General features: G+C 71.5%; 18 protein-coding genes. 13 read left to right on the top strand and 5 right to left on the bottom strand.

Annotation, left to right across the window (positions count from 1 at the left end; all coding sequences use genetic code 11):
• Nucleotide 1: 1 nt before the first annotated feature.
• The 3 genes from recA to QSK45_RS34755 all read right to left on the bottom strand — a co-directional run bounded on the left by recA (nt 2) and on the right by QSK45_RS34755 (nt 2,923).
• Nucleotides 2-1,123, bottom strand: coding sequence for a recombinase RecA (recA, locus tag QSK45_RS34765; protein WP_285562909.1), 1,122 nt, complete (start codon nt 1,121-1,123; stop codon nt 2-4).
• A gap of 243 nt (nt 1,124-1,366) precedes the next feature.
• The gene (locus tag QSK45_RS34760) at nt 1,367-2,596 is read right to left on the bottom strand and encodes an AI-2E family transporter (protein WP_285562908.1); all 1,230 of its coding nucleotides are present in this window, start codon (nt 2,594-2,596) and stop codon (nt 1,367-1,369) included.
• Between the two features lie 132 nt (nt 2,597-2,728).
• Nucleotides 2,729-2,923, bottom strand: a complete 195-nt coding sequence (locus QSK45_RS34755; RefSeq protein ID WP_285562907.1) for a DUF3046 domain-containing protein — start codon at nt 2,921-2,923, stop codon at nt 2,729-2,731.
• A gap of 520 nt (nt 2,924-3,443) precedes the next feature.
• Between QSK45_RS34755 and QSK45_RS34750 the strand changes: the two genes are divergently transcribed.
• The 13 genes from QSK45_RS34750 (at nt 3,444) to QSK45_RS34690 (ending at nt 18,405) form a co-directional block, all read left to right on the top strand.
• Nucleotides 3,444-3,584: a hypothetical protein gene (locus tag QSK45_RS34750; RefSeq protein WP_285562906.1), complete on the top strand. Its 141-nt coding sequence runs from the start codon at nt 3,444-3,446 to the stop codon at nt 3,582-3,584.
• Nucleotides 3,581-3,670: a K(+)-transporting ATPase subunit F gene (gene kdpF, locus QSK45_RS34745; RefSeq protein ID WP_023537980.1), complete on the top strand. Its 90-nt coding sequence runs from the start codon at nt 3,581-3,583 to the stop codon at nt 3,668-3,670. The genes QSK45_RS34750 and kdpF overlap by 4 nt, the downstream gene beginning before the upstream one ends.
• 5 nt (nt 3,671-3,675) lie before the next feature.
• A complete protein-coding gene (gene kdpA / locus QSK45_RS34740; protein WP_285562905.1) occupies nt 3,676-5,337 on the top strand; it encodes a potassium-transporting ATPase subunit KdpA in 1,662 nt (553 codons plus the stop codon).
• Nucleotides 5,337-7,472 (top strand): potassium-transporting ATPase subunit KdpB, encoded by a 2,136-nt coding sequence (gene kdpB / locus QSK45_RS34735; protein ID WP_285562904.1) that lies wholly within the window; start codon nt 5,337-5,339, stop codon nt 7,470-7,472. The genes kdpA and kdpB overlap by 1 nt, the downstream gene beginning before the upstream one ends.
• Before the next feature lie 5 nt (nt 7,473-7,477).
• Nucleotides 7,478-8,089: a potassium-transporting ATPase subunit KdpC gene (kdpC, locus tag QSK45_RS34730; RefSeq protein ID WP_285562903.1), complete on the top strand. Its 612-nt coding sequence runs from the start codon at nt 7,478-7,480 to the stop codon at nt 8,087-8,089.
• Nucleotides 8,090-8,210: 121 nt separating this feature from the next.
• The gene (locus tag QSK45_RS34725; RefSeq protein ID WP_285562902.1) at nt 8,211-8,894 is read left to right on the top strand and encodes a response regulator; all 684 of its coding nucleotides are present in this window, start codon (nt 8,211-8,213) and stop codon (nt 8,892-8,894) included.
• Between the two features lie 21 nt (nt 8,895-8,915).
• Entirely contained in the window at nt 8,916-11,459 is a 2,544-nt protein-coding gene (locus QSK45_RS34720; protein ID WP_285562901.1) for a sensor histidine kinase, read from the top strand.
• A 336-nt stretch (nt 11,460-11,795) separates the two neighbouring features.
• Nucleotides 11,796-12,560, top strand: coding sequence for a hypothetical protein (locus QSK45_RS34715; protein WP_285562900.1), 765 nt, complete (start codon nt 11,796-11,798; stop codon nt 12,558-12,560).
• A gap of 232 nt (nt 12,561-12,792) precedes the next feature.
• Nucleotides 12,793-13,308, top strand: a complete 516-nt coding sequence (locus tag QSK45_RS34710; RefSeq protein WP_285562968.1) for a TerD family protein — start codon at nt 12,793-12,795, stop codon at nt 13,306-13,308.
• A gap of 575 nt (nt 13,309-13,883) precedes the next feature.
• The gene (locus QSK45_RS34705; protein WP_285562899.1) at nt 13,884-14,345 is read left to right on the top strand and encodes a CBS domain-containing protein; all 462 of its coding nucleotides are present in this window, start codon (nt 13,884-13,886) and stop codon (nt 14,343-14,345) included.
• Between the two features lie 234 nt (nt 14,346-14,579).
• Nucleotides 14,580-15,833 carry a cation:proton antiporter gene (locus QSK45_RS34700; RefSeq protein ID WP_285562898.1) on the top strand — a complete coding sequence of 418 codons (1,254 nt, stop codon included), beginning with the start codon at nt 14,580-14,582 and terminating at the stop codon, nt 15,831-15,833.
• Nucleotides 15,830-17,128: an ArsB/NhaD family transporter gene (locus QSK45_RS34695; protein WP_285562897.1), complete on the top strand. Its 1,299-nt coding sequence runs from the start codon at nt 15,830-15,832 to the stop codon at nt 17,126-17,128. Before QSK45_RS34700 ends, QSK45_RS34695 begins: the two co-directional genes overlap by 4 nt.
• 308 nt (nt 17,129-17,436) lie before the next feature.
• A complete protein-coding gene (locus QSK45_RS34690) occupies nt 17,437-18,405 on the top strand; it encodes a hypothetical protein (RefSeq protein WP_285562896.1) in 969 nt (322 codons plus the stop codon).
• Between the two features lie 44 nt (nt 18,406-18,449).
• Here the strand turns inward: QSK45_RS34690 and QSK45_RS34685 are convergent, their stop codons facing one another.
• On the bottom strand, nt 18,450-18,758 hold the full coding sequence (locus QSK45_RS34685) for an AzlD domain-containing protein (protein WP_285562895.1): 309 nt from the start codon (nt 18,756-18,758) through the stop codon (nt 18,450-18,452).
• Nucleotides 18,755-19,462: an AzlC family ABC transporter permease gene (locus QSK45_RS34680; protein WP_285562894.1), complete on the bottom strand. Its 708-nt coding sequence runs from the start codon at nt 19,460-19,462 to the stop codon at nt 18,755-18,757. Before QSK45_RS34680 ends, QSK45_RS34685 begins: the two co-directional genes overlap by 4 nt.
• Nucleotides 19,463-19,490 lie beyond the last annotated feature (28 nt).

The following is a 19,490-nucleotide window of genomic DNA, read 5'->3' as shown; positions in this document are numbered from 1 at the left end:
GTCAGCTCTTGGCAGCGGCGGCCCTGGGCTTGGTGGCCTTGGCGGCCGGGGCGGCCGTCTTGGCGGCGTCCTCGGCCGGGGCGGCGCCCGCGGCGTCCGCACCGGGCTCGGCCGACGGCTCTTCCGGCCGGACGCCCACGCCCAGCTTCTCCTTGATCTTCTTCTCGATCTCGTTGGCCAGGTCGGGGTTGTCCTTGAGGAAGTTGCGCGCGTTCTCCTTGCCCTGGCCGAGCTGGTCGCCCTCGTACGTGTACCAGGCGCCGGCCTTGCGGACGAAGCCGTGCTCCACGCCCATGTCGATCAGGCCGCCCTCACGGCTGATGCCCTGGCCGTAGAGGATGTCGAACTCGGCCTGCTTGAAGGGCGGCGCGACCTTGTTCTTGACCACCTTGCAGCGGGTGCGGTTGCCGACCGCCTCGGTGCCGTCCTTCAGGGTCTCGATGCGGCGGATGTCGATGCGCACCGAGGCGTAGAACTTCAGCGCCCGGCCACCGGTCGTGGTCTCCGGGGAGCCGAACATGACGCCGATCTTCTCGCGGAGCTGGTTGATGAAGATGGCGGTGGTCTTGGACTGGTTGAGCGCGCTGGTGATCTTCCGCAGCGCCTGGCTCATCAGACGGGCCTGGAGACCGACGTGGCTGTCGCCCATCTCGCCCTCGATCTCCGCGCGCGGGACGAGCGCCGCGACGGAGTCGATGACGATCAGGTCGAGCGCGCCGGAGCGGACCAGCATGTCCACGATCTCCAGCGCCTGCTCGCCGTTGTCCGGCTGGGACAGGATCAGGTTGTCGATGTCGACGCCCAGCTTGCGCGCGTACTCGGGGTCGAGGGCGTGCTCGGCGTCCACGAACGCGACCTGGCCGCCGGCCTTCTGCGCGTTCGCCACGGCGTGCAGCGTCAGGGTCGTCTTGCCGGAGGACTCCGGTCCGTAGATCTCCACGACACGGCCGCGCGGCAGGCCGCCGACGCCGAGGGCCACGTCGAGGGCGGTCGAGCCGGTCGAGATGACCTCGATGGGCTCCTTCGACCGCTCGCCCATGCGCATGACCGCGCCCTTGCCGAATTGTCGTTCAATCTGTGCGAGTGCGGCGTCGAGCGCCTTCTCGCGGTCGGTTCCTGCCATGGGTTCCACCCGGTTTGCTTGAGTCGATCGCTTCACGTCAAAGACGCTAACGCCTGCCACTGACAATGCGTCCCGACGTCGGCCCGGCCTGTGGATAACACGGGTCCATATCTACCCAAACCATGACCGAATCCCCGGTCCACAGCCTCGCCGGAGCCTTCATAAGAATAGATGTTCGATTTTCGTGTCAAGCGACACCCGCCCAGAGGGGGTCCTCGGAGAAGCCGCCGCGCGGACGGGCCGCTACCGCCGGGCGCGCGTGGCCCTGATGCGCGCGAGCATCCCGGGACCGCCCTGGGTGCGCACGCGATGCCCGTTCACCCGGGGGTCGTCGGTGACGGCGTACCGCTTCACGTAGGCACCCAGGAACGCCTGGAGGGTGGCCACCGCGGGGATGGCGATCAGCGCGCCGACGGCACCCAGCAGCGCCGTGCCCACGATGACGGAGCCGAAGGCGACGGCGGGGTGGATGTCGACGCTCCTGGCGGTCAGCTTGGGCTGGAGCATGTAGTTCTCGAACTGCTGGTAGATCACGACGAAGACCAGCACCCACACCGCGTACCAGGGGGCGACGGTGAACGCGATCAGCATCGGCAGCGCGCCCGCGAGATAGGTGCCGATGGTGGGGACGAACTGGGAGACCAGGCCCACCCAGACGCCGAGCACGGGCGCGTACGGCACGCCCAGGGCCTGGAGCAGGATGTAGTGCGCGATCCCGGAGACGAGCGCCATGAGGCCGCGCGAGTAGAGGTATCCGCCCGTCTTGTCGACGGCTATCTCCCAGGCGCGCAGCACCTCGGCCTGGCGCGCGGGCGGCAGCACCGAGCACAGGGCGCGGCGCAGCCGGGGGCCGTCGGCGGCGAAGTAGAACGAGAACAGCGCGACGGTCAGCATCTGGAAGAGGCCGCCGAGCACCTGCTGGGACACGTCGAGGACACCCGTCGCGCTGTTCTGCGCGTACTTGCGCAGCCAGTCGGAGTGGAGCAGCCCCTCCTGGACGTCGACCCGCCTGAGGTCGGTGTGGAAGGTCTGGTTGGTCCAGCGGATGAGCGAGTCCAGGTAGTCCGGGAAGCCCTCGATCATCTTGATGATCTGGCCGGCCAGCATCGAGCCGAGCAGGGTGACGAACCCCGCGGCGACGACCGTCAGGAGGAAGAAGACAAGGAAGGTGGCGAGCCCCCTGCGCATACCGCGCGCGGCCATCCGGCTCACCGCGGGCTCGACCGCCAGGGCCAGGAAGAACGCGATCAGGATGTTGATCAGCAGCCCGGTGAGCTGGTGGAAGGCCCAGTTGCCCAGCTGGAAGGCGGCGACCAGCGCGAGCGCGAGGACCATGGCGCGCGGCAGCCAGCGCGGCATGCGGCCGTCCGGCGTGCCGGCGCCGGTGACCGGCGGCCGGTCGGTGGCCTCCGTCGTACCGGCCGGTTCCGCGGACCGGGTCAACTGCTCGGTGTCCTCGTCAGTGCGTGCCACGCGCCAAGTCTCGCCCACGTCGCCGGCGAACGGCGCCCACCTGCGGCTTTCGTGACCGATCGGTGCCGTAGCGTCGACTTCACAACGGACTTACGGGGCATTTCCCCCGGCGTCACCGAGGGCCGGTGACCCTCAGCGCCGCTCCCGCGGCACGTCCATGACCGTGCACACCACGCGCCACACGTCCCTGGCCGCCCAGCCGGCGTCCAGCGCCTCGTTCACCGTGCGTCCGCCCAGCTCCGACATCACGTGATCGCGCGCGAAGGTGTCGGCGTACTCCGGACCGAAGTGTTCCGCCATCCGCTGCCAGAAGACCGTCAACCGCATGAATTCCGCCCCATACCCGCTATGACCTGCACGTTCCCTGCCTCTCACACCCTCGCACGACTATCGGAGGGTTTCCAGGGAGTTCGCCCCCGCGCTGGAGCCGAAGTCGGCACGCCCACACCGACACCGCACGCCCCCGGGAGCTGGGTAGCCCGGACGCCGATAGACGGGCTCGCCGTCCCCCGATGCCGGGGGCCGCCATGGCCGAGGCCGCATCGGCAGGGACGCGGACGAGGGTGTCGCCGACGCGCTCGTCCCCCGCCCCGGGGCCTCTCGCGAAGCGGCCCTCGCCGAAGCCGGACTCGTCCGCGCCGCCGGCGGCCGTCTCCACCGCTCGCCGAACACGCCCATCCGCTCGGGGAACACGGCCCCGACACGCCCTGGAGGCCGTCGGGAATCCCGAGCCGAGCGGCGGTCCGCACGGGCGTCCGCACGAAGTCGTACGTGGTCCCGTATGAGGTGCGTCAAGACTGCCCGAGCCGCCGTATGGGGGTCGTTAAGGCAGGCGGTGTCCGGCCGGATGGCGGGTTTCCTGTACAGGTCCGATCCGTCTCCGAACCTCATCCAGGAGCTTGCGATGGCCGATATGGCCTTCGTCGTCGTCACGATCGCGGTATTCGCGCTGGTGGCCCTCGTCGCCAGGGGGGTGGCGAAGCTGTGACCGTCGAGAACGTCGTCGGCCTGGTCGTGGCCGTCGCCCTGTTGGGCTATCTCGTCCTCGCCCTCGTCTTCCCGGAGAGGTTCTGAGAGCGATGGGATCCGTCCTCGCTGATGTGCTGGTGGTGATCGCGCTGGTCGGCGCGCTCGCCCTGGTGCACCGTCCCCTCGGCGACCACATGGCCGCCGTCTACTCCTCCGACAAGCACCTCCGCGTCGAGCGGTGGATCTACCGCTCCGTCGGCGCCGATCCGGACGCGGAGATGCGCTGGCCCGTCTACCTGCGCGGCGTGCTGGCCTTCTCCGCGGTGAGCGTGCTGTTCCTCTACGTGCTCCAGCGGGTCCAGGACAAGCTGCCGCTGTCGCTCGGCTTCGAGCCGATCAGCCCCGACCAGGCGTTCGACACCGCGGCCTCCTTCGTGTCCAACACGAACTGGCAGTCGTACTCGGGTGAGACGGCGATGGGCCATGTCACCCAGACCATGGGGCTCGCGGTGCAGAACTTCGTCTCCGCGGCGGTGGGCATGGCGGTCGCCGTGGCGCTGGTCCGCGGCTTCGCCCGCTCGCGCACCGGCGAACTGGGCAATTTCTGGGCCGACCTCGTCCGCGGCACGACGCGCGTCCTGATCCCGATCTCCGTGGTCGCGGCCGTGATCCTGATCGCCTGCGGTGCCGTCCAGAACTTCGGCGACATCCACCACATCACCACCCTGACGGGGCAGAAGCAGGCCATCAGCCCCGGCGCGGTCGCCTCGCAGGAGGCGATCAAGGACCTGGGCACCAACGGCGGCGGGTACTTCAACGCCAACTCCGCGCACCCGTTCGAGAACCCCGACGGCTTCACGAACTGGCTGGAGGTCTTCCTGCTGCTGGTGATCCCGTTCTCGCTGCCGCGCACCTTCGGGAAGATGGTCGGCGACGTCAGGCAGGGCCTCGCGATCGTCGCCGCGATGGGCGCCATCTGGTTCGCCGGCGTGATCGCGGTGACCTGGCTGGAGTACGCCCACCCGGGCACCGCCTCGCAGCTGGCGGGCGGCGCGATGGAGGGCAAGGAGCAGCGGTTCGGTCCGGGCAACTCGTCGCTGTTCGCCGTGTCGACCACCATGACGTCGACCGGCTCCGTGGACTCCTTCCACGACTCCTTCAGCGGACTGTCCGGCGGTGTGCTGCTGCTGGGCATGATGCTGGGCGAGATCGCGCCCGGCGGCACCGGCTCGGGCCTGTACGGCATGCTGATCATGGCGGTCATCGCGGTCTTCATCGCGGGCCTGATGGTCGGTCGTACGCCCGAGTACCTGGGCAAGAAGATCGGTTCGCGCGAGATGAAGCTGGCCGCCTGCTACATCCTGGTCACCCCGGCGCTCGTGCTGGTCGGTACCGGGCTGGCGATGGCACTGGGCAAGGGCCGGTCGTCGATGACCAACGTGGGCGCGCACGGCTTCTCGGAGGTGCTGTACGCCTACACGTCCGCGTCGAACAACAACGGCTCCGCGTTCGCCGGCTTCGCCGCGAACACCGAGTACCACAACACGATGCTCGGCCTGTGCATGCTGCTGGGCCGCTTCCTGCCGATGGTGTTCGTCCTCGCCCTGGCCGGTTCGCTCGCCGCACAGCGTCCGGTGCCGGCCACCGCGGGCACCCTGCGCACCGAGAAGCCGCTGTTCACCGGCCTGTTGGTCGGGTCGATCCTGATCATCACCGGCCTCACGTTCTTCCCGGCCCTCGCACTGGGCCCGCTCGCCGAGGGGTTGGCGTGATGACCACCGACACACCGAAGACGGATGTGAGGAAGCCAGACGTGTCCGCTCCCACCCTCGCACCCCACCAGGACGCGCCGACGGGTCACAGGGCTGAAGAGGGCCGTGTCGGCGGCGGTCTCTTCGACCCCAGGCAGCTCCTGACGTCGCTGCCCGACGCCTTCCGCAAGCTCGACCCGCGGGTGATGGCCAAGTCGCCCGTGATGTTCGTGGTCCTCGTCGGCTCCGTGCTCACCACGGTCTTCTCCCTCAAGGAGCCGGGCGACTGGTTCGGCTGGACCATCAGCGCCTGGCTGTGGCTGACGGTGGTCTTCGCCAACCTGGCGGAGGCGGTCGCCGAGGGACGCGGCAAGGCCCAGGCAGACACCCTGCGCAAGGCCAAGACCGACACGATCGCCCGCCGGCTGGTGGACGGCACCGAGGAGCACGTCCCCGGCACCGCGCTGACCATCGGCGACCTGGTGGTCTGCGAGGCCGGCGACATCATCCCCGGTGACGGCGACGTCGTCGAGGGCGTCGCCTCGGTGGACGAGTCGGCGATCACCGGCGAGTCCGCCCCGGTCATCCGCGAGTCCGGCGGCGACCGCAGCGCCGTCACCGGTGGCACGAAGGTGCTGTCCGACCGCATCGTCGTCCAGATCACGACGAAGCCCGGCGAGACCTTCATCGACCGCATGATCGGCCTGGTCGAGGGCGCCGCACGGCAGAAGACCCCCAACGAGATCGCGCTCAACATCCTGCTGGCCTCGCTGACCGTCGTCTTCCTGCTCGCGGTGGCGACCCTGCCGCCCTTCGCCGCCTACGCGCACTCGAAGCTGAGCATGGTCGTGCTGGTCGCCCTGCTGGTCTGCCTGATCCCGACCACCATCGGGGCCCTGCTGTCCGCGATCGGCATCGCCGGCATGGACCGCCTCGTGCAGCGCAATGTGCTCGCGATGTCGGGCCGCGCGGTCGAGGCGGCCGGTGACGTCTCCACCCTGCTGCTGGACAAGACCGGCACCATCACCCTCGGCAACCGGCAGGCCGCCGAGTTCGTGCCGGTGCGCGGGACGACGGAGGCCGAGGTCGCGGACGCGGCCCAGCTGTCCTCGCTGGCCGACGAGACCCCCGAGGGCCGATCCGTCGTCGTCCTCGCCAAGGAGAGGTACGGGCTGCGCGAACGCCACCAGGGCGAGCTGGCCGGCGCCGAGTGGATCGAGTTCACCGCCCAGACCCGCATGTCGGGTGTGGACGTGGACGACCGGAAGGTCCGCAAGGGCGCCACCGCCTCCGTCCTCGCCTGGGTGGCCGAACGCGGCGGTGACGTCGCGGAGGACGCCCAGGCGCTGACCGACCGGATCGCCGAGGCCGGCGGCACACCGCTGCTGGTCGCCGTCGAGGACGCCGACGGTGCCCGCGTCCTCGGTGTCATCCACCTCAAGGACGTCGTCAAGGAGGGCATGCGCGAGCGGTTCCAGGAACTGCGCCGCATGGGCATCAGGACCGTGATGATCACGGGCGACAACCCGCTGACCGCGAAGGCGATCGCCGAGGAGGCGGGCGTCGACGACTTCCTCGCCGAGGCCACCCCCGAGGACAAGATGGCCCTCATCAAGCGGGAGCAGGCCGGCGGCAAGCTGGTCGCGATGACCGGTGACGGCACCAACGACGCGCCCGCGCTCGCGCAGGCCGACGTCGGCGTCGCGATGAACACCGGCACGTCGGCCGCCAAGGAGGCCGGCAACATGGTCGACCTCGACTCCAACCCGACCAAGCTGATCGAGATCGTCGAGATCGGCAAGCAACTCCTGATCACCCGCGGTGCGTTGACGACGTTCTCCATAGCCAACGACGTCGCGAAGTACTTCGCGATCATCCCGGCGCTGTTCGCCGCCGTCTACCCGGGCCTGGACAAGCTGAACATCATGCACCTGTCCTCGCCGGACTCCGCGATCCTGTCGGCCGTCGTCTTCAACGCGCTGATCATCATCGCGCTGGTGCCGCTGTCCCTCAAGGGCGTGCAGTACAAGCCGGTCAGCGCCGACAAGATGCTCCGCAGGAACCTCGGGATCTACGGCATCGGCGGCCTGGTCGCGCCCTTCATCGGCATCAAGCTCATCGACCTGCTCGTCTCTCTGATCCCCGGGATCGGGTGAAGGACATGAACAACTCCCTTGTGAACCTCGGCCGTACGACGTGGGCCGCGCTGCGCATGCTGCTCGTCCTCACCGTCGTCACCGGGATCGCCTACCCCCTCCTCGTCACGGGGATCGGCCAGGCCGCCTTCCACGACAAGGCCAACGGCTCGATCACCGAGGTCGACGGCAGAGCGGTCGGGTCCAGGCTGATCGGCCAGAGCTGGAACATCGAGGGCACCGACAAGCCGGACCCCAGGTGGTTCCAGCCCCGCCCGTCCCACAGCGACTACGACCCGCTGGCCACCGGCTCCAGCCAACTGGGCGCCGACGACGCCCGGTTGGTGAAGGCGGTCGAGGAGGCGAAGCAGCAGGTCGCCGAGTTCAACGGCGTCCCCGCCTCGAAGGTGCCCGCCGACGCGGTCACCGGCTCGTCCTCGGCCATCGACCCGGACATCTCCCCGGCCTACGCGCGGCTCCAGATCGACCGCGTGGCCAGGGCGAACGGACTGCCCCGCGCCCGGGTGCAGGAACTGGTGAAGCGCCACACCGACGGCCGTACCGCCGGATTCCTGGGCGAGCCGCACGTCAACGTCCTGGACCTCAACATCGCGCTCAAGGAACTGGCCCGGAAGTAATGGGCTCACGGACAGGGGCCGGCGGGGAGCCGGCGGACCGGGGGCTCCGGTCCGCCGGCTCCCGCCGCCGTCGTCACGGCGACAGCACCGAGACCGCCGACAAGAGGAAGGCCGCGCACCGATGACCCGGGTGCTGGTGGTGGAGGACGACCCGCAGCTCGTACGCGCTCTCGTGATCAACCTGCGGGCGCGCCGGTACGGAGTCGACGCAGCCCCCGACGGCGCCACCGCGCTCCGCCTGGCCGCGGCCCGTCAGCCCGACGTGGTGATCCTGGATCTCGGGCTGCCGGACACGGACGGCGTGGACGTGATCAGGGCCCTGCGCGGCTGGACCCGCGTGCCCGTCCTGGTGCTGTCCGCGCGCCGCGCCTCGGACGAGAAGGTCGAGGCACTCGACGCGGGCGCCGACGACTACATCACCAAGCCGTTCAGCATGAACGAGCTGATGGCTCGGCTGCGGGCCGCCGTCCGTCGCACCGAGGAGGCTCCGCTGGCCACCGAGGTGGAACTGGTCGAGACCGACGAGTTCACTCTCGATCTCCTGGCGAAGAAGGCGACCAGGGCCGGCCGCGACGTCCGGCTGACCCCCACCGAATGGCATCTGCTGGAGATCCTGGTGACCCACCCCGGCCGGCTGATCACCCAGCGGCACCTGCTGCAGGAGGTGTGGGGGGTCGCGCAGGGCAACAAGACCAACTACCTGCGGGTCTACATGGCCCAGTTGCGCCGCAAGCTGGAAGCGGACCCCTCGCATCCCCGCCATCTGATCACCGAGCCGGGCATGGGCTACCGCTTCGAGGCATGACCGGACGAAGAGACGAGAGAGATGGCACGGGGCAGACTCCGGATCTACCTCGGCGCGGCACCTGGCGTCGGCAAGACCTACGCCATGCTGTCCGAGGCGCACCGCCGCGTCGAGCGGGGCACCGACTGCGTGGTCGCCTTCCTGGAGCACCACCACCGGCCGCGCACCGAGGTGATGCTGCACGGCCTGGAACAGGTGCCCCGCAGGCGACTGGACTACCGCGACACCGTCTTCACCGAGATGGACATCGACGCGGTCCTCGCCCGCAGGCCGCAGGTCGCGCTCGTGGACGAACTCGCCCACACGAACATCCCGGGCTCGCGCAACACCAAGCGCTGGCAGGACGTCGAGGAACTGCTGGCCGCGGGCATCGACGTGATCTCCACGGTGAACATCCAGCACCTGGAGTCCCTCGGCGACGTCGTGGAGTCGATAACGGGCGTGCGCCAGCAGGAGACCGTCCCCGACGAGGTCGTACGGCGCGCCGCCCAGATCGAGCTGGTCGACATGTCACCCGAGGCCCTGCGCCGCCGTATGGCCCACGGCAACGTCTACAAGCCCGACAAGGTCGACGCGGCCCTCGCCCACTACTTCCGCCCCGGAAACCTCACCGCCCTGCGCGAACTGGCCCTGCTCTGGCTCGCCGACCGCGTCGACGAACACCTCACCGAGTACCGCAGCGCGCATCGCGTCTCGAAGATCTGGGGCTCGCGGGAGCGCATCGTGGTCGGTCTGACCGGCGGACCGGAGGGCCGGACGCTGATCCGGCGGGCAGCCCGGCTGGCCGAGAAGGGCGCCGGCGGCGAGGTGCTCGCCGTCCATGTCACCAGCAGCGACGGGCTCACCTCCGCCTCGCCGAAGGAACTCGCCGTCCAGCGCACGCTGGTGGAGGATCTCGGCGGCACCTTCCACCAGGTCGTCGGCGACGACGTCCCGGCCGCGCTGCTCGACTTCGCGCGCGGTGTGAACGCCACGCAGATCGTGCTGGGCGTCTCGCGCCGCAAGAGCTGGCAGTACGTCTTGGGGCCCGGCGTCGGCGCCACGGTCGCCCGTGACTCCGGCCCCGACCTCGACGTCCACCTCATCACCCACGACGAGGCGGGCAAGGGCCGCGGGCTGCCCGCGACCCGGGGCGCACGGCTGGGACGCCCGCGCATCCTGTGGGGCTGGTTCGCGGGCACCGCCGGCCCCATGCTGCTGACGCTGCTGCTGACCCACGTGGACGCCGGCCTCGGCCTCACGAACGACATGCTGCTGTTCCTGACGCTGACGGTCGCGGCGGCACTCCTCGGCGGCCTCCTGCCCGCGCTCGCCTCGGCGGCGTTCGGTTCCATGCTGCTGAACTGGTACTTCACCCCGCCGGTGCACCGCATCACCATCGCCGACCCGAAGAACATCCTCGCCTTGGCGATCTTCGTCGCGGTGGCCGTCTCGGTGGCGTCCGTCGTCGACCTGGCCGCACGGCGCACCCACCAGGCCGCCCGGCTGCGCGCCGAGTCCGAGATCCTTTCCTACCTCGCCGGCAACGTACTGCGCGGGGAGACCAGCCTCGAAGCCCTCTTGCAGCGCGTCCGCGAGACCTTCGCCATGGAGTCCGTGTCCCTCCTGGAGCGCGACGACGACTCCGCTCCCTGGACCGTCGCCGGCCGGGTGGGCCCGGACGCCCGGACCGATCGCCCCGAGAGCGCCGACGTGGACGTACCGGTCGGCGACCGCATGGCCCTCGCCCTGACCGGGCGCGTCCTGCCCGCCGAGGACCGCAGGGTGCTGGCCGCCTTCGCCGCGCAGGCCGCCGTCGTCCTGCACCACCGGCGCCTCCAGGAGGAGGCCGACCGGGCCAAGGTGCTCGCCGAGGGCAACCGGATGCGCACCGCCCTGCTCGCCGCGGTCAGCCACGACCTGCGCACCCCTCTGGCCGGCATCAAGGCGGCCGTCACCTCCCTGCGCTCGGAGGACGTCTCCTGGTCCGAGGAGGACCAGGCCGAACTCCTCGCCGGGATCGAGGAGGGCTGCGACCGGCTGGACCACCTCATCGGCAACCTGCTGGACATGTCCCGCCTCCAGACCGGCACGGTCGCGCCGATCATCCGGGACATCGACCTCGACGAGGTCGTCCCCATGGCGCTGGCGGGCGTGCCGGAGGACAGGGTGGAGCTGGACATCCCCGAGGTGCTGCCCATGGTCCGCGTCGACATGGGACTGCTGGAGCGCGTCGTCGCCAACGTCGTGGAGAACGCCGTGAAGTACGGACCCCCCGACGAGCCGGTCCTGGTCTCCGCCGGCTCCCTGGGTGACCGGGTCGAGGTCAGGATCGTCGACCGCGGTCCGGGCGTGCCCGACGAGGCCAAGGACCGCATCTTCGAGCCCTTCCAGCGGTACGGGGACGTCCCGCGCGGCACCGGCGTCGGACTCGGCCTCGCCGTGGCCCGGGGGTTCGCCGAGGCCATCGTCGGCACCCTGCGTGCCGAGGACACCCCCGGCGGCGGCCTCACCATGGTCCTGAGCCTCCCGGCGGCGGGCCGCCCCCCGGCGGCGGTCGGCCTCTCCGACGCCGTCACCCCGTAGCGCGCCGCTCGGCGGGAGCGGGACGAGGAGGACAAGGACGGCCGGCCGGCTCCACGGGACCGCTCGCACGGTGCTCCGGGCGCCGGCGCCCGGCGGACCCCGCGCGCGGGGCGGAGCCGGACAGCGCCTCGCCGTGCCGTGTCGGTGCGACGGCCGTGCCGTGTCCCGGGGCGGCAGGACGCGTCGTGGTGTGCGGTCGGACGCCGAGGTGACGGCACATCAACTCCTGCACCGGTGAGAGGGAATGGTGCGCGTCGGTGGCGCGCGTCGACGCCCTTGAGAGGCCGCAGCCGCCGGTGCGGTGCGGTGCGGTGCACCGATGCCTATGCTGTGCCCGTGGACGAGCGGGAGCGCGGCCGGCGGCGGCTGGAGAGCGGGTCGCTGCGCGGCAGCCGGCGTCCGGCGCGTCTCGCGCACCGCGCGAAGGGCCGGTCGGCCGCCGCCGTCCCCGGCTTCGTGGCTGCGTCGGACGCCCGTCGCCGGATGCTGCGGGGAGTGCGGGGCGTGTCGGCCGCATGGGCGGCCGTGGTGCTCGTCGACGTGGTCCTGATCCGTGCCCATGTGCTGGAGGACACCTACACCGGGATATCCACGCTGACCGGTGCCGTCGCGGGCCCTCTGCTCCTCGGCATCCACCGCGGGTGGGCCGGGCGTCCGTCCCTCGGTGTGCGGGACGGACGGCACCTGCTGTCCGCCAGGACGCTCACCGGTGTGCGGACACTGGATCTGGACGGCCTGGTCGGCGTGCGCCGCTTCGAGACGATCCAGCGCACCGGCGGCTACCTCGACGAGTTCCGCCTCCACGACCGGCAGGGGGTCCGGCTGACCGCGACGAACGAGCGCGCGGTCAACGCGGCGCTCCGCCGGGCCCTCGCGCCGACGGCTTCGCTCCGCGCCCGGAACGGGGTGCCGACGGTGAGGATCACCCGCCACGCCCGCACCGCGCTGGGCATCGCCCCCCGCTCCCGCGTCCCCAGGGCGGTGCACAGGTTCTGGGGCCTCTTGATGACGACGGCCGCGACGGGTGTCCCCGCCCTGGCCGGCTACCTGGCCGCCTGCGTGCTCGCCGGCACCGGCATCCTCGGCAGGCCGGCGCACTGAGCGGTCCCGGCATACCGGGACACGGGCCGCCGTGCTCGCGCCGTGGCGGGTCCGCGTCCCCGTCCGGGCGCCGTGCCCGCACCGGTCGGCGGGCAGCGCGCCCACACGGGTTCCGCCGGGGGGCGAGTGTCCGCTGCGAAGGCGTCAAAAGACCGTTCAGAACGCATACTTCACCTGCGGGACGGTCCCGCGGCGTCTACTGAGGGGGAGCGGCACGGTGAGCGGTGGCGGCATGGGGCTCGGCAAGGTCGAGGTACGGCTCAAGTGGGACCCGAGTCCGTACGGGCAGGCGCCTCGGCATCTCGACATCATCGCCGCGACCTACGCGGCGGAGGACCCCTACGGGCAGCCGGTGTACGTCGTGCACTACGACAGCCGTTCGCCGGACGGCACCATCAACATGCTCCGGCACAGCCAGACCGGAATGGGCTTCGGGTTCGTCGAGGTGATGGTGCTGGAGTTCGAGCGGCTGTCCTCCGCCTACGGGCGGGTGATGGTCGGTGTGGCCATCCACCAGAACGACGGGCCCCGGACCTTCGGCGACATCTCCAACGCCGGGGTGGTCGTCGTCGAGGGCTACCGGCAGCTGCTGGCGGACGACTTCGCCCGGGTCGCCGACGCAACGGCCGCGACGGTCGCGGAGTTCACCCGGGGCACCGACGGGGCGTGGGAACTGCGCCCGGCGATCCGGGGTTTCGACAGCGACCCGGCCGTCTTCAGCAGGGAGATGGGACGCGCCCCACGGTGATCGCGGCCCGGGTGGGTCCGCGGGGGTGACGGTGGAGGCGGGTGGCCCGGGTGGGTCCGCGGAGGTGACGGCCGAGGCGCGTGGCCCGGGTAGGTCCGCGGAGGTGACGGCCGAGGCGCGTGGCCGGTGGGCCTGCGGGGCCACCGTAAAACGGATCACCCCTGGGCCCGCGGGGGCCACGGCGAAAACGGATGGTCCCGTTGCGGCGCGGAACCACGGCGAAAACGAATGACCCGGTGGGGGCGCGGGAACCACGGCAGAACGGATGGCCCGCGGGCCCGCGGGGGTCATGGCGGAAGCGGATGGTCCGGTGGGGCGCGGGCGCGGGACGCGGGGTCCCTTCCAGGGCCCGCCGCGCACGCGGCGGCGGGCCCTCGAAGGGAGCCCGCCGGGAGGACCGCGCGCGTCGCCGTCCTGCGGCCCCGACCTCCGCGCCCGACCCCTTCCGGCCGCCTCCGCCCTGCCTCGGTGTCCTCCCGGGGCGGGACACCGCCGCCCCGCCCACGGGCTCGCGTTCGGCGTCCACGCGATGTCCCACAATGGCAGCCGGACACACAACGGACCTGGAGCCGACCGTGCTGGCACGTGACCTGGCAGTGGAGTACGAGACCGTGAGCGTCGACACCGACGCGATGGCGGCAGCGCGGCTGATGGCGGAACAACGGCTTCCGGCCCTGCTCGTCGTGGACGAGACCGGTGCGCCGAGGGCGATCCTCCCGGCCTCGCAGATGGTCAAGCTCCTGGTGCCGGCCTACGTGCTGGAGGACCCCACCCTGGCCGCGGTGGTGGACGAGCGCCACGCCGACCGGCTGAGCCAGGCGCTGAAGGGACGTACCGTCCGCGACTGCCTGTCCAAGGACGTCCCCGCGCCTCCGGTGGCCGAACCCGACGCGACCGCGCTGGAGGTCGCCGCGCTGATGGCCAGGGTCCGCAGCCCGCTGGTGGCGGTCGCCGAGCACGACGGGAACGGCAACCGGCTGCTCGGCGTGATCACGGCAGCCCATCTGCTGGAGCGGCTGTTGCTCGTCGCCCCGTAGGAGGGGCCTGGCGCGAGCCACCGCGGCGCTCCCTGCTCAGGGCCCGGCGGTCGCCGCCGTGCCGGACCCTCGGCCGCGCGATGCTGCCGGAGTCCGGCAATGACCGCACCCCGCGGCCGCGCAGGAGCAAACTGTCAAAGACGCATCAAGAGCGAGTAAGGTTCCCCCTGGTGTGCCGGGAAGCCTGGTCGGCGAGAAGGGGACAGTTCTCTCTTCCGATCGGGGGCTCGGTCTATGGTGCTCGTCGCGGTGTTCGGCGTCGCGCTGCTGGTGGCGGTGCTGTTGTCGGGCCTCGCCGCACGCACGGTGCTCTCCACCTCCCTGCTCTTCCTCGCCGGCGGCGCGCTCGTCAGCGACGGCTTCCTCGGCCTGGTCCACATCACCCCCGACAGCGGGATCGTGTCCGCCACGGCCGACCTGGCGTTGTTCGCGGTGCTGTTCACCGACGGCATGCACGTGTCGCTGCCCAAGCTGCGCGCCAACTGGCGCAACCCGGCCCGCGCCCTCGGTCTGGGCATGCCGCTGGCGTTCGTGTTCACGGGACTGGCCGCGCACTTCCTGGCGGGCCTGGACTGGACGACGGCGTTCCTGGTCGGAGCGGTCCTCGCGCCGACCGACCCGGTGTTCGCGTCGGCGATCGTGGGCCGCAGCGAAGTGCCGGCCGGACTCCGGCAGTTGCTCAACGTGGAGAGCGGCGTCAACGACGGGCTGGCCCTGCCGGTGGTGCTGATGCTGATCGCCGCCGCCGGCCCCACGGCCGGTGTGGTGGAATCGGCGCCGGGAGTCATCGCGATCGAGCTGCTCCTCGGCCTGGTCCTCGGCATCTCCCTGCCGCTGATCGTCGACGCCCTGGTCCGGTTCCGGCTGCTGGGCGCCGAGCCGAAGCTCCAGCCCCTGCTGCCGCTGGCGACCGGGATCATCCTCTACGCCGCCTGCCACCTCACCCATGCCAACCCGTACCTCGCCGCCTTCTCGGCGGGAGCGGCGCTGGCCCACGTGTCACCGGAGGCGCAGGCGTCGTTCGAGCCGCTCGGCGAGGCGCTGTCGGAGCTGGCGAAGTTCGCGGCGCTGCTGGTCTTCGGCGCGCTGCTGACCCCGCGCCTGTTCGGCGACCTGTCGCCCGGCGGGTACGCGGCCGTGCTCCTGGCGATCTTCCTGATCCGCCCGGCCTCGCTGCTGCTGTCGCTGCTCGGCACGCGCGTCTCGCGCAAGGAGAAGCTGGTGGCGGCCTGGTTCGGCCCGAAGGGCTTCGCGTCCGTGGTGTACGGGCTGCTGGTACTGCAGTCCGGGATCCCGCGGGCGAAGGAGGCGTTCACGCTGATCGCGGTGTGCATCGCCTTCTCGATCATCGCGCACAGCTCCACCGACGTGCCCATCGCCCGCGCCTTCGACGTCGAGGAAATCGCCGGCGTTCCCGGAGGCGGCGATGCCGCTGACACTGCCCCGACGACGGCCGCCGAGGCCGACGGAACAGCTGGAGGACCGTGAACGACTGGCACAGCTGGGCGGCGATCGCCGTGTTCGTCGGCGCGTACGCCCTGATCATCAGTGAGAAGATCCACCGCGTCGCCGTAGCCCTCGGTGGCGCGGGCCTGATGCTGGCGATCGGCGCCACCGACGACGTCTCGGCGTTCTACTCGCAGGACTCCGGTATCGACTGGAACGTCGTCTTCCTGCTGATGGGCATGATGACGATCGTCGGCGTGCTGAAGAAGACCGGCATGTTCGAGTACCTGGCGATCTGGGCGGTCAAGAAGGCCAGAGCCAGACCCTTCCGGGTCATGGCCATGCTCGTCGTCATCACGGCGACGGCCTCCGCGCTCCTGGACAACGTCACCACCGTGCTGCTGGTCGCCCCGGTCACCCTGCTGGTGTGCGAACGCCTCGCACTGGCATCGGCGCCCTTCCTGATCGCCGAGGTGATGGCGTCGAACATCGGTGGCATAGCGACCCTGGTCGGCGACCCGCCGAACATCATCATCGGCAGCCGGGCCGGCCTGACCTTCAACGACTTCCTCGTCCACCTCGCCCCCCTGGCCGTCGTCCTGGTGGCCGTCCTCCTCGTGCTGTGCCGGGTGATGTTCCGCTCGTCGTTCGTCTACGACGAGGAACGCGCCGACGAGATCATGGCGCTGGAGGAACGCGAGGCCATCAAGGACCGGCGGCTGATGGTGCAGGGGCTGGTCGTGCTGACCCTGGTCGTGGCCGGCTTCGTGCTGCACCCGGTGCTGCACTACCAGCCCAGCGTCGTCGCCCTGCTCGGCGCGGGACTGCTCGTCGCCGTCTCCGCCGTGGAGACCAACGACGTCCTGGCGGAGGTGGAGTGGCCCACGCTCGCCTTCTTCGCCGGGCTGTTCATCATGATCGGCGGGCTCATCGACACGGGGGTCGTCGACGGGATCTCCCGCACCCTGGCCGACCTGATCGGCGGCAACGAGCTGGGCGGGAGCCTGACCCTGCTCGGCGGCTCGGCGGTGCTCTCGGGCATCGTCGACAACATCCCCTACGTCGCCACCATGGCGCCCATCACCAGCGGTCTCGTGCACGACATGGGCGGCAACGGGCACCACGTGCTGTGGTGGGCCCTCGCGCTCGGCGCCGACCTCGGCGGCAACGCCACCGCGATCGGCGCCTCCGCGAACGTCGTGGTCCTCGGCATCGCCGAACGCAACCGCCAGGCCATCTCCTTCTGGCAGTTCACCAAGTACGGCCTGATCGTGACCGCCGCGACCGTGGGCATCTCCCTGGTCTACGTGTGGCTGCGCTACTTCGCCCTGGCTTGAACCCGGGGGGAGCGCGCCGGCGGCTCGATCGCCGGTGTCCCGCGGCGGGCGTTCCCGGCGCCGGACCCGGAACCCGGCCGAACGGCGGCGCCGGGGCCTCGTACGGATTGCCGGAACCGGGCAATGGACCACACCGCTCGACCTGTCAGGACACCGTCAGGCGGAGCCGGCCGCAGGTCCGCTCCGAGAGGCGCGGGCCGTCCGCTGCCGGAAGACCGTCAACCGCGTGAATCCGGCATCCCGCCCCTGAGAGTGGGGCCCGCCCGGGACCGCTTGCCACGGGCGCATTCCGTCCTACGGTCTGACGCATGGCCGAAACCGGAGCTTCCCCACTCCCCTGCGCGCCCCCGGCGCGCTCCCCGCTCTTCAGCGCCGAGCAGTTCGTGTGGCTCACCGCGCGCGTGCTGGAGCAGCGCCTCTTCGCGTACCACTTCCTGCGCGGCACCGCGGACGCGGTGGAGGCGGCGCTGGATGCCTATCGCAACGAGGACGGCGGGTACGGGCACGCCCTGGAACCCGATCTGCGCGGCCCCGTGAGCCAGCCCCTGCACACCGCCCACGCGCTGCGCGTCCTGGACGCCGTCGGACGGTGTGGCGGGCAGCGGGTGGAGCGGGTGTGCCGCTATCTGACCTCCGTCTCGACGGCGGACGGCGCGCTGCCGACGGTCCACCCGAGCGCGCACGGCTATCCCGCGACGCCGGCCGTCGACGAGCTTCCCGCCGCCGGTCCCCCCGGCCCGGGGGACGGGCGCGGCTCACTGCTGACCACCGGCCCCGTGGTGGGGCTCCTGCACCGCAACGAGGTGTGGCACGCCTGGCTGTTCCGGGCCACCGACTTCTGCTGGCAGACCGTGGAGACCCTGGAGGAGGCGCATCCGTACGAGGTGCAGGCCGCCGTCACCTTCCTGGACGCCGTCCCCGACCGCCCGCGCGCGCAGGCCGCCGCGGACCGGCTCGGCCGCCTGGTACGGAGGCAGGGGCTCGCGGTGCTGGACCCTGACCGGCTCGACGCCCGTACGGCGGTGCCCGGCCACGCCCCGGGCGGGCACCACTTCCCGCACGACTTCGCCAGGAGTCCCGCCTCCCTCGCGCGCGCCTGGTTCACCGACGACGAGATGGCGCGCTCACTCGACCACCTGGCCGCCGGGCAGCGGGAGGACGGCGGCTGGCCGATCCGCCGGCGCCGGTGGGCGCCGGTCCCCGCGCTGGAGGCGCGCTCCATGGCGACGATCGAGGCGCTGTGCACCCTGCGGGCGTACGGCCGCTTTGTGGGCTGACCCGCCTCAAACCCGGTGCGCCCGGCTCATCCGGCGCACAGGGCTCAGCCGCCGAGGGCCCGCACGCCCGCCGTCACCACCACGGCCGCCGCGACGACCACCAGGAACGGCGCACGCAGCACCAGTGCCACGGCGGCCGCGCCGAGCCCCGCGGCCCTGGCGTCCAGCACCAGCGCGTGCCCCTGGGCGAACGTCTGCTGCGCGGTGAGCGCGGCGAGGAGGGCGACGGGCAACAGGGCGGCGAGGCGGCGCACGAGCGGTCGCTCGATGACGTGGGCCGGCACCAGAAGGCCCGCCAGCTTGACGGCGTAACAGCCGAGCACGGTCAGGCCGATCGCGATCCAGGTGTTCACCGGCGCTCCTCCGCATCCTTCTCCATGGCCTTCCGTCCCGATACGAACAGGGCGACCGGCGCGGCCAGCGCCGCCGCCAGGACCGGCACCCCGGCCGGCAGGACGGGCAGCAGTCCGAGGCCCAGCAGCACCGCGAGGCCCGCGACGGCGCGCTCGGTGGCCGACCTCAGCATCGGCGCGAGCAGGGCCAGGAACACCGCGGGACCGGCCGCGTCCAGGCCCCACGCGCGCGTGTCGCCGATGGCCTTGGCGCCCAGGGCGCCGAGCAGGGTGGTGAGGTTCCACAGCACGTAGAGGGTGAGCCCGGTGACCGTGAAGCCGATCCGCGCCGCGCGCCGGGTGGGCTGCGCCAGGGTGACCGCCGTGGTCTCGTCGATCACCCACTGGGCGGCGAGAGGCCGTACCGCGCGCGGAAGCGCGAGCAGCTGCGACAGACGCAGCCCGTAGAACGCGTTGCGGACGCCCAGGAAGAAGGCACCGGCCGCGGCGGTGTACGGGCTGCCCCCGGCCGCGAGCGCTCCGACCAGGGCGAACTGGGAGGCACCCGTGAACACCAGGAGGCTGAGAACACAGGTCTGGAGGAGTCCGAGCCCGCTGCCGGCCGAGGTCACCCCGAAGGCGAACCCGGACAGGCCCACGGCGACGCCGACCCCGAGGGCGTCCCGTACGACGGCCGCGTCCGGCTTGGCCACGCCGTCGGCCATGTCCGCTGGTGCTGTTGTCCGCTGTGCC

The organism is Streptomyces hygroscopicus subsp. hygroscopicus (assembly GCF_030269125.1).
Lineage (GTDB): Bacteria > Actinomycetota > Actinomycetes > Streptomycetales > Streptomycetaceae > Streptomyces > Streptomyces hygroscopicus_C.
The sequence above is the reverse complement of the archived record's forward strand: the minus strand, read 5'-3'. Positions and strand labels throughout refer to the sequence as shown.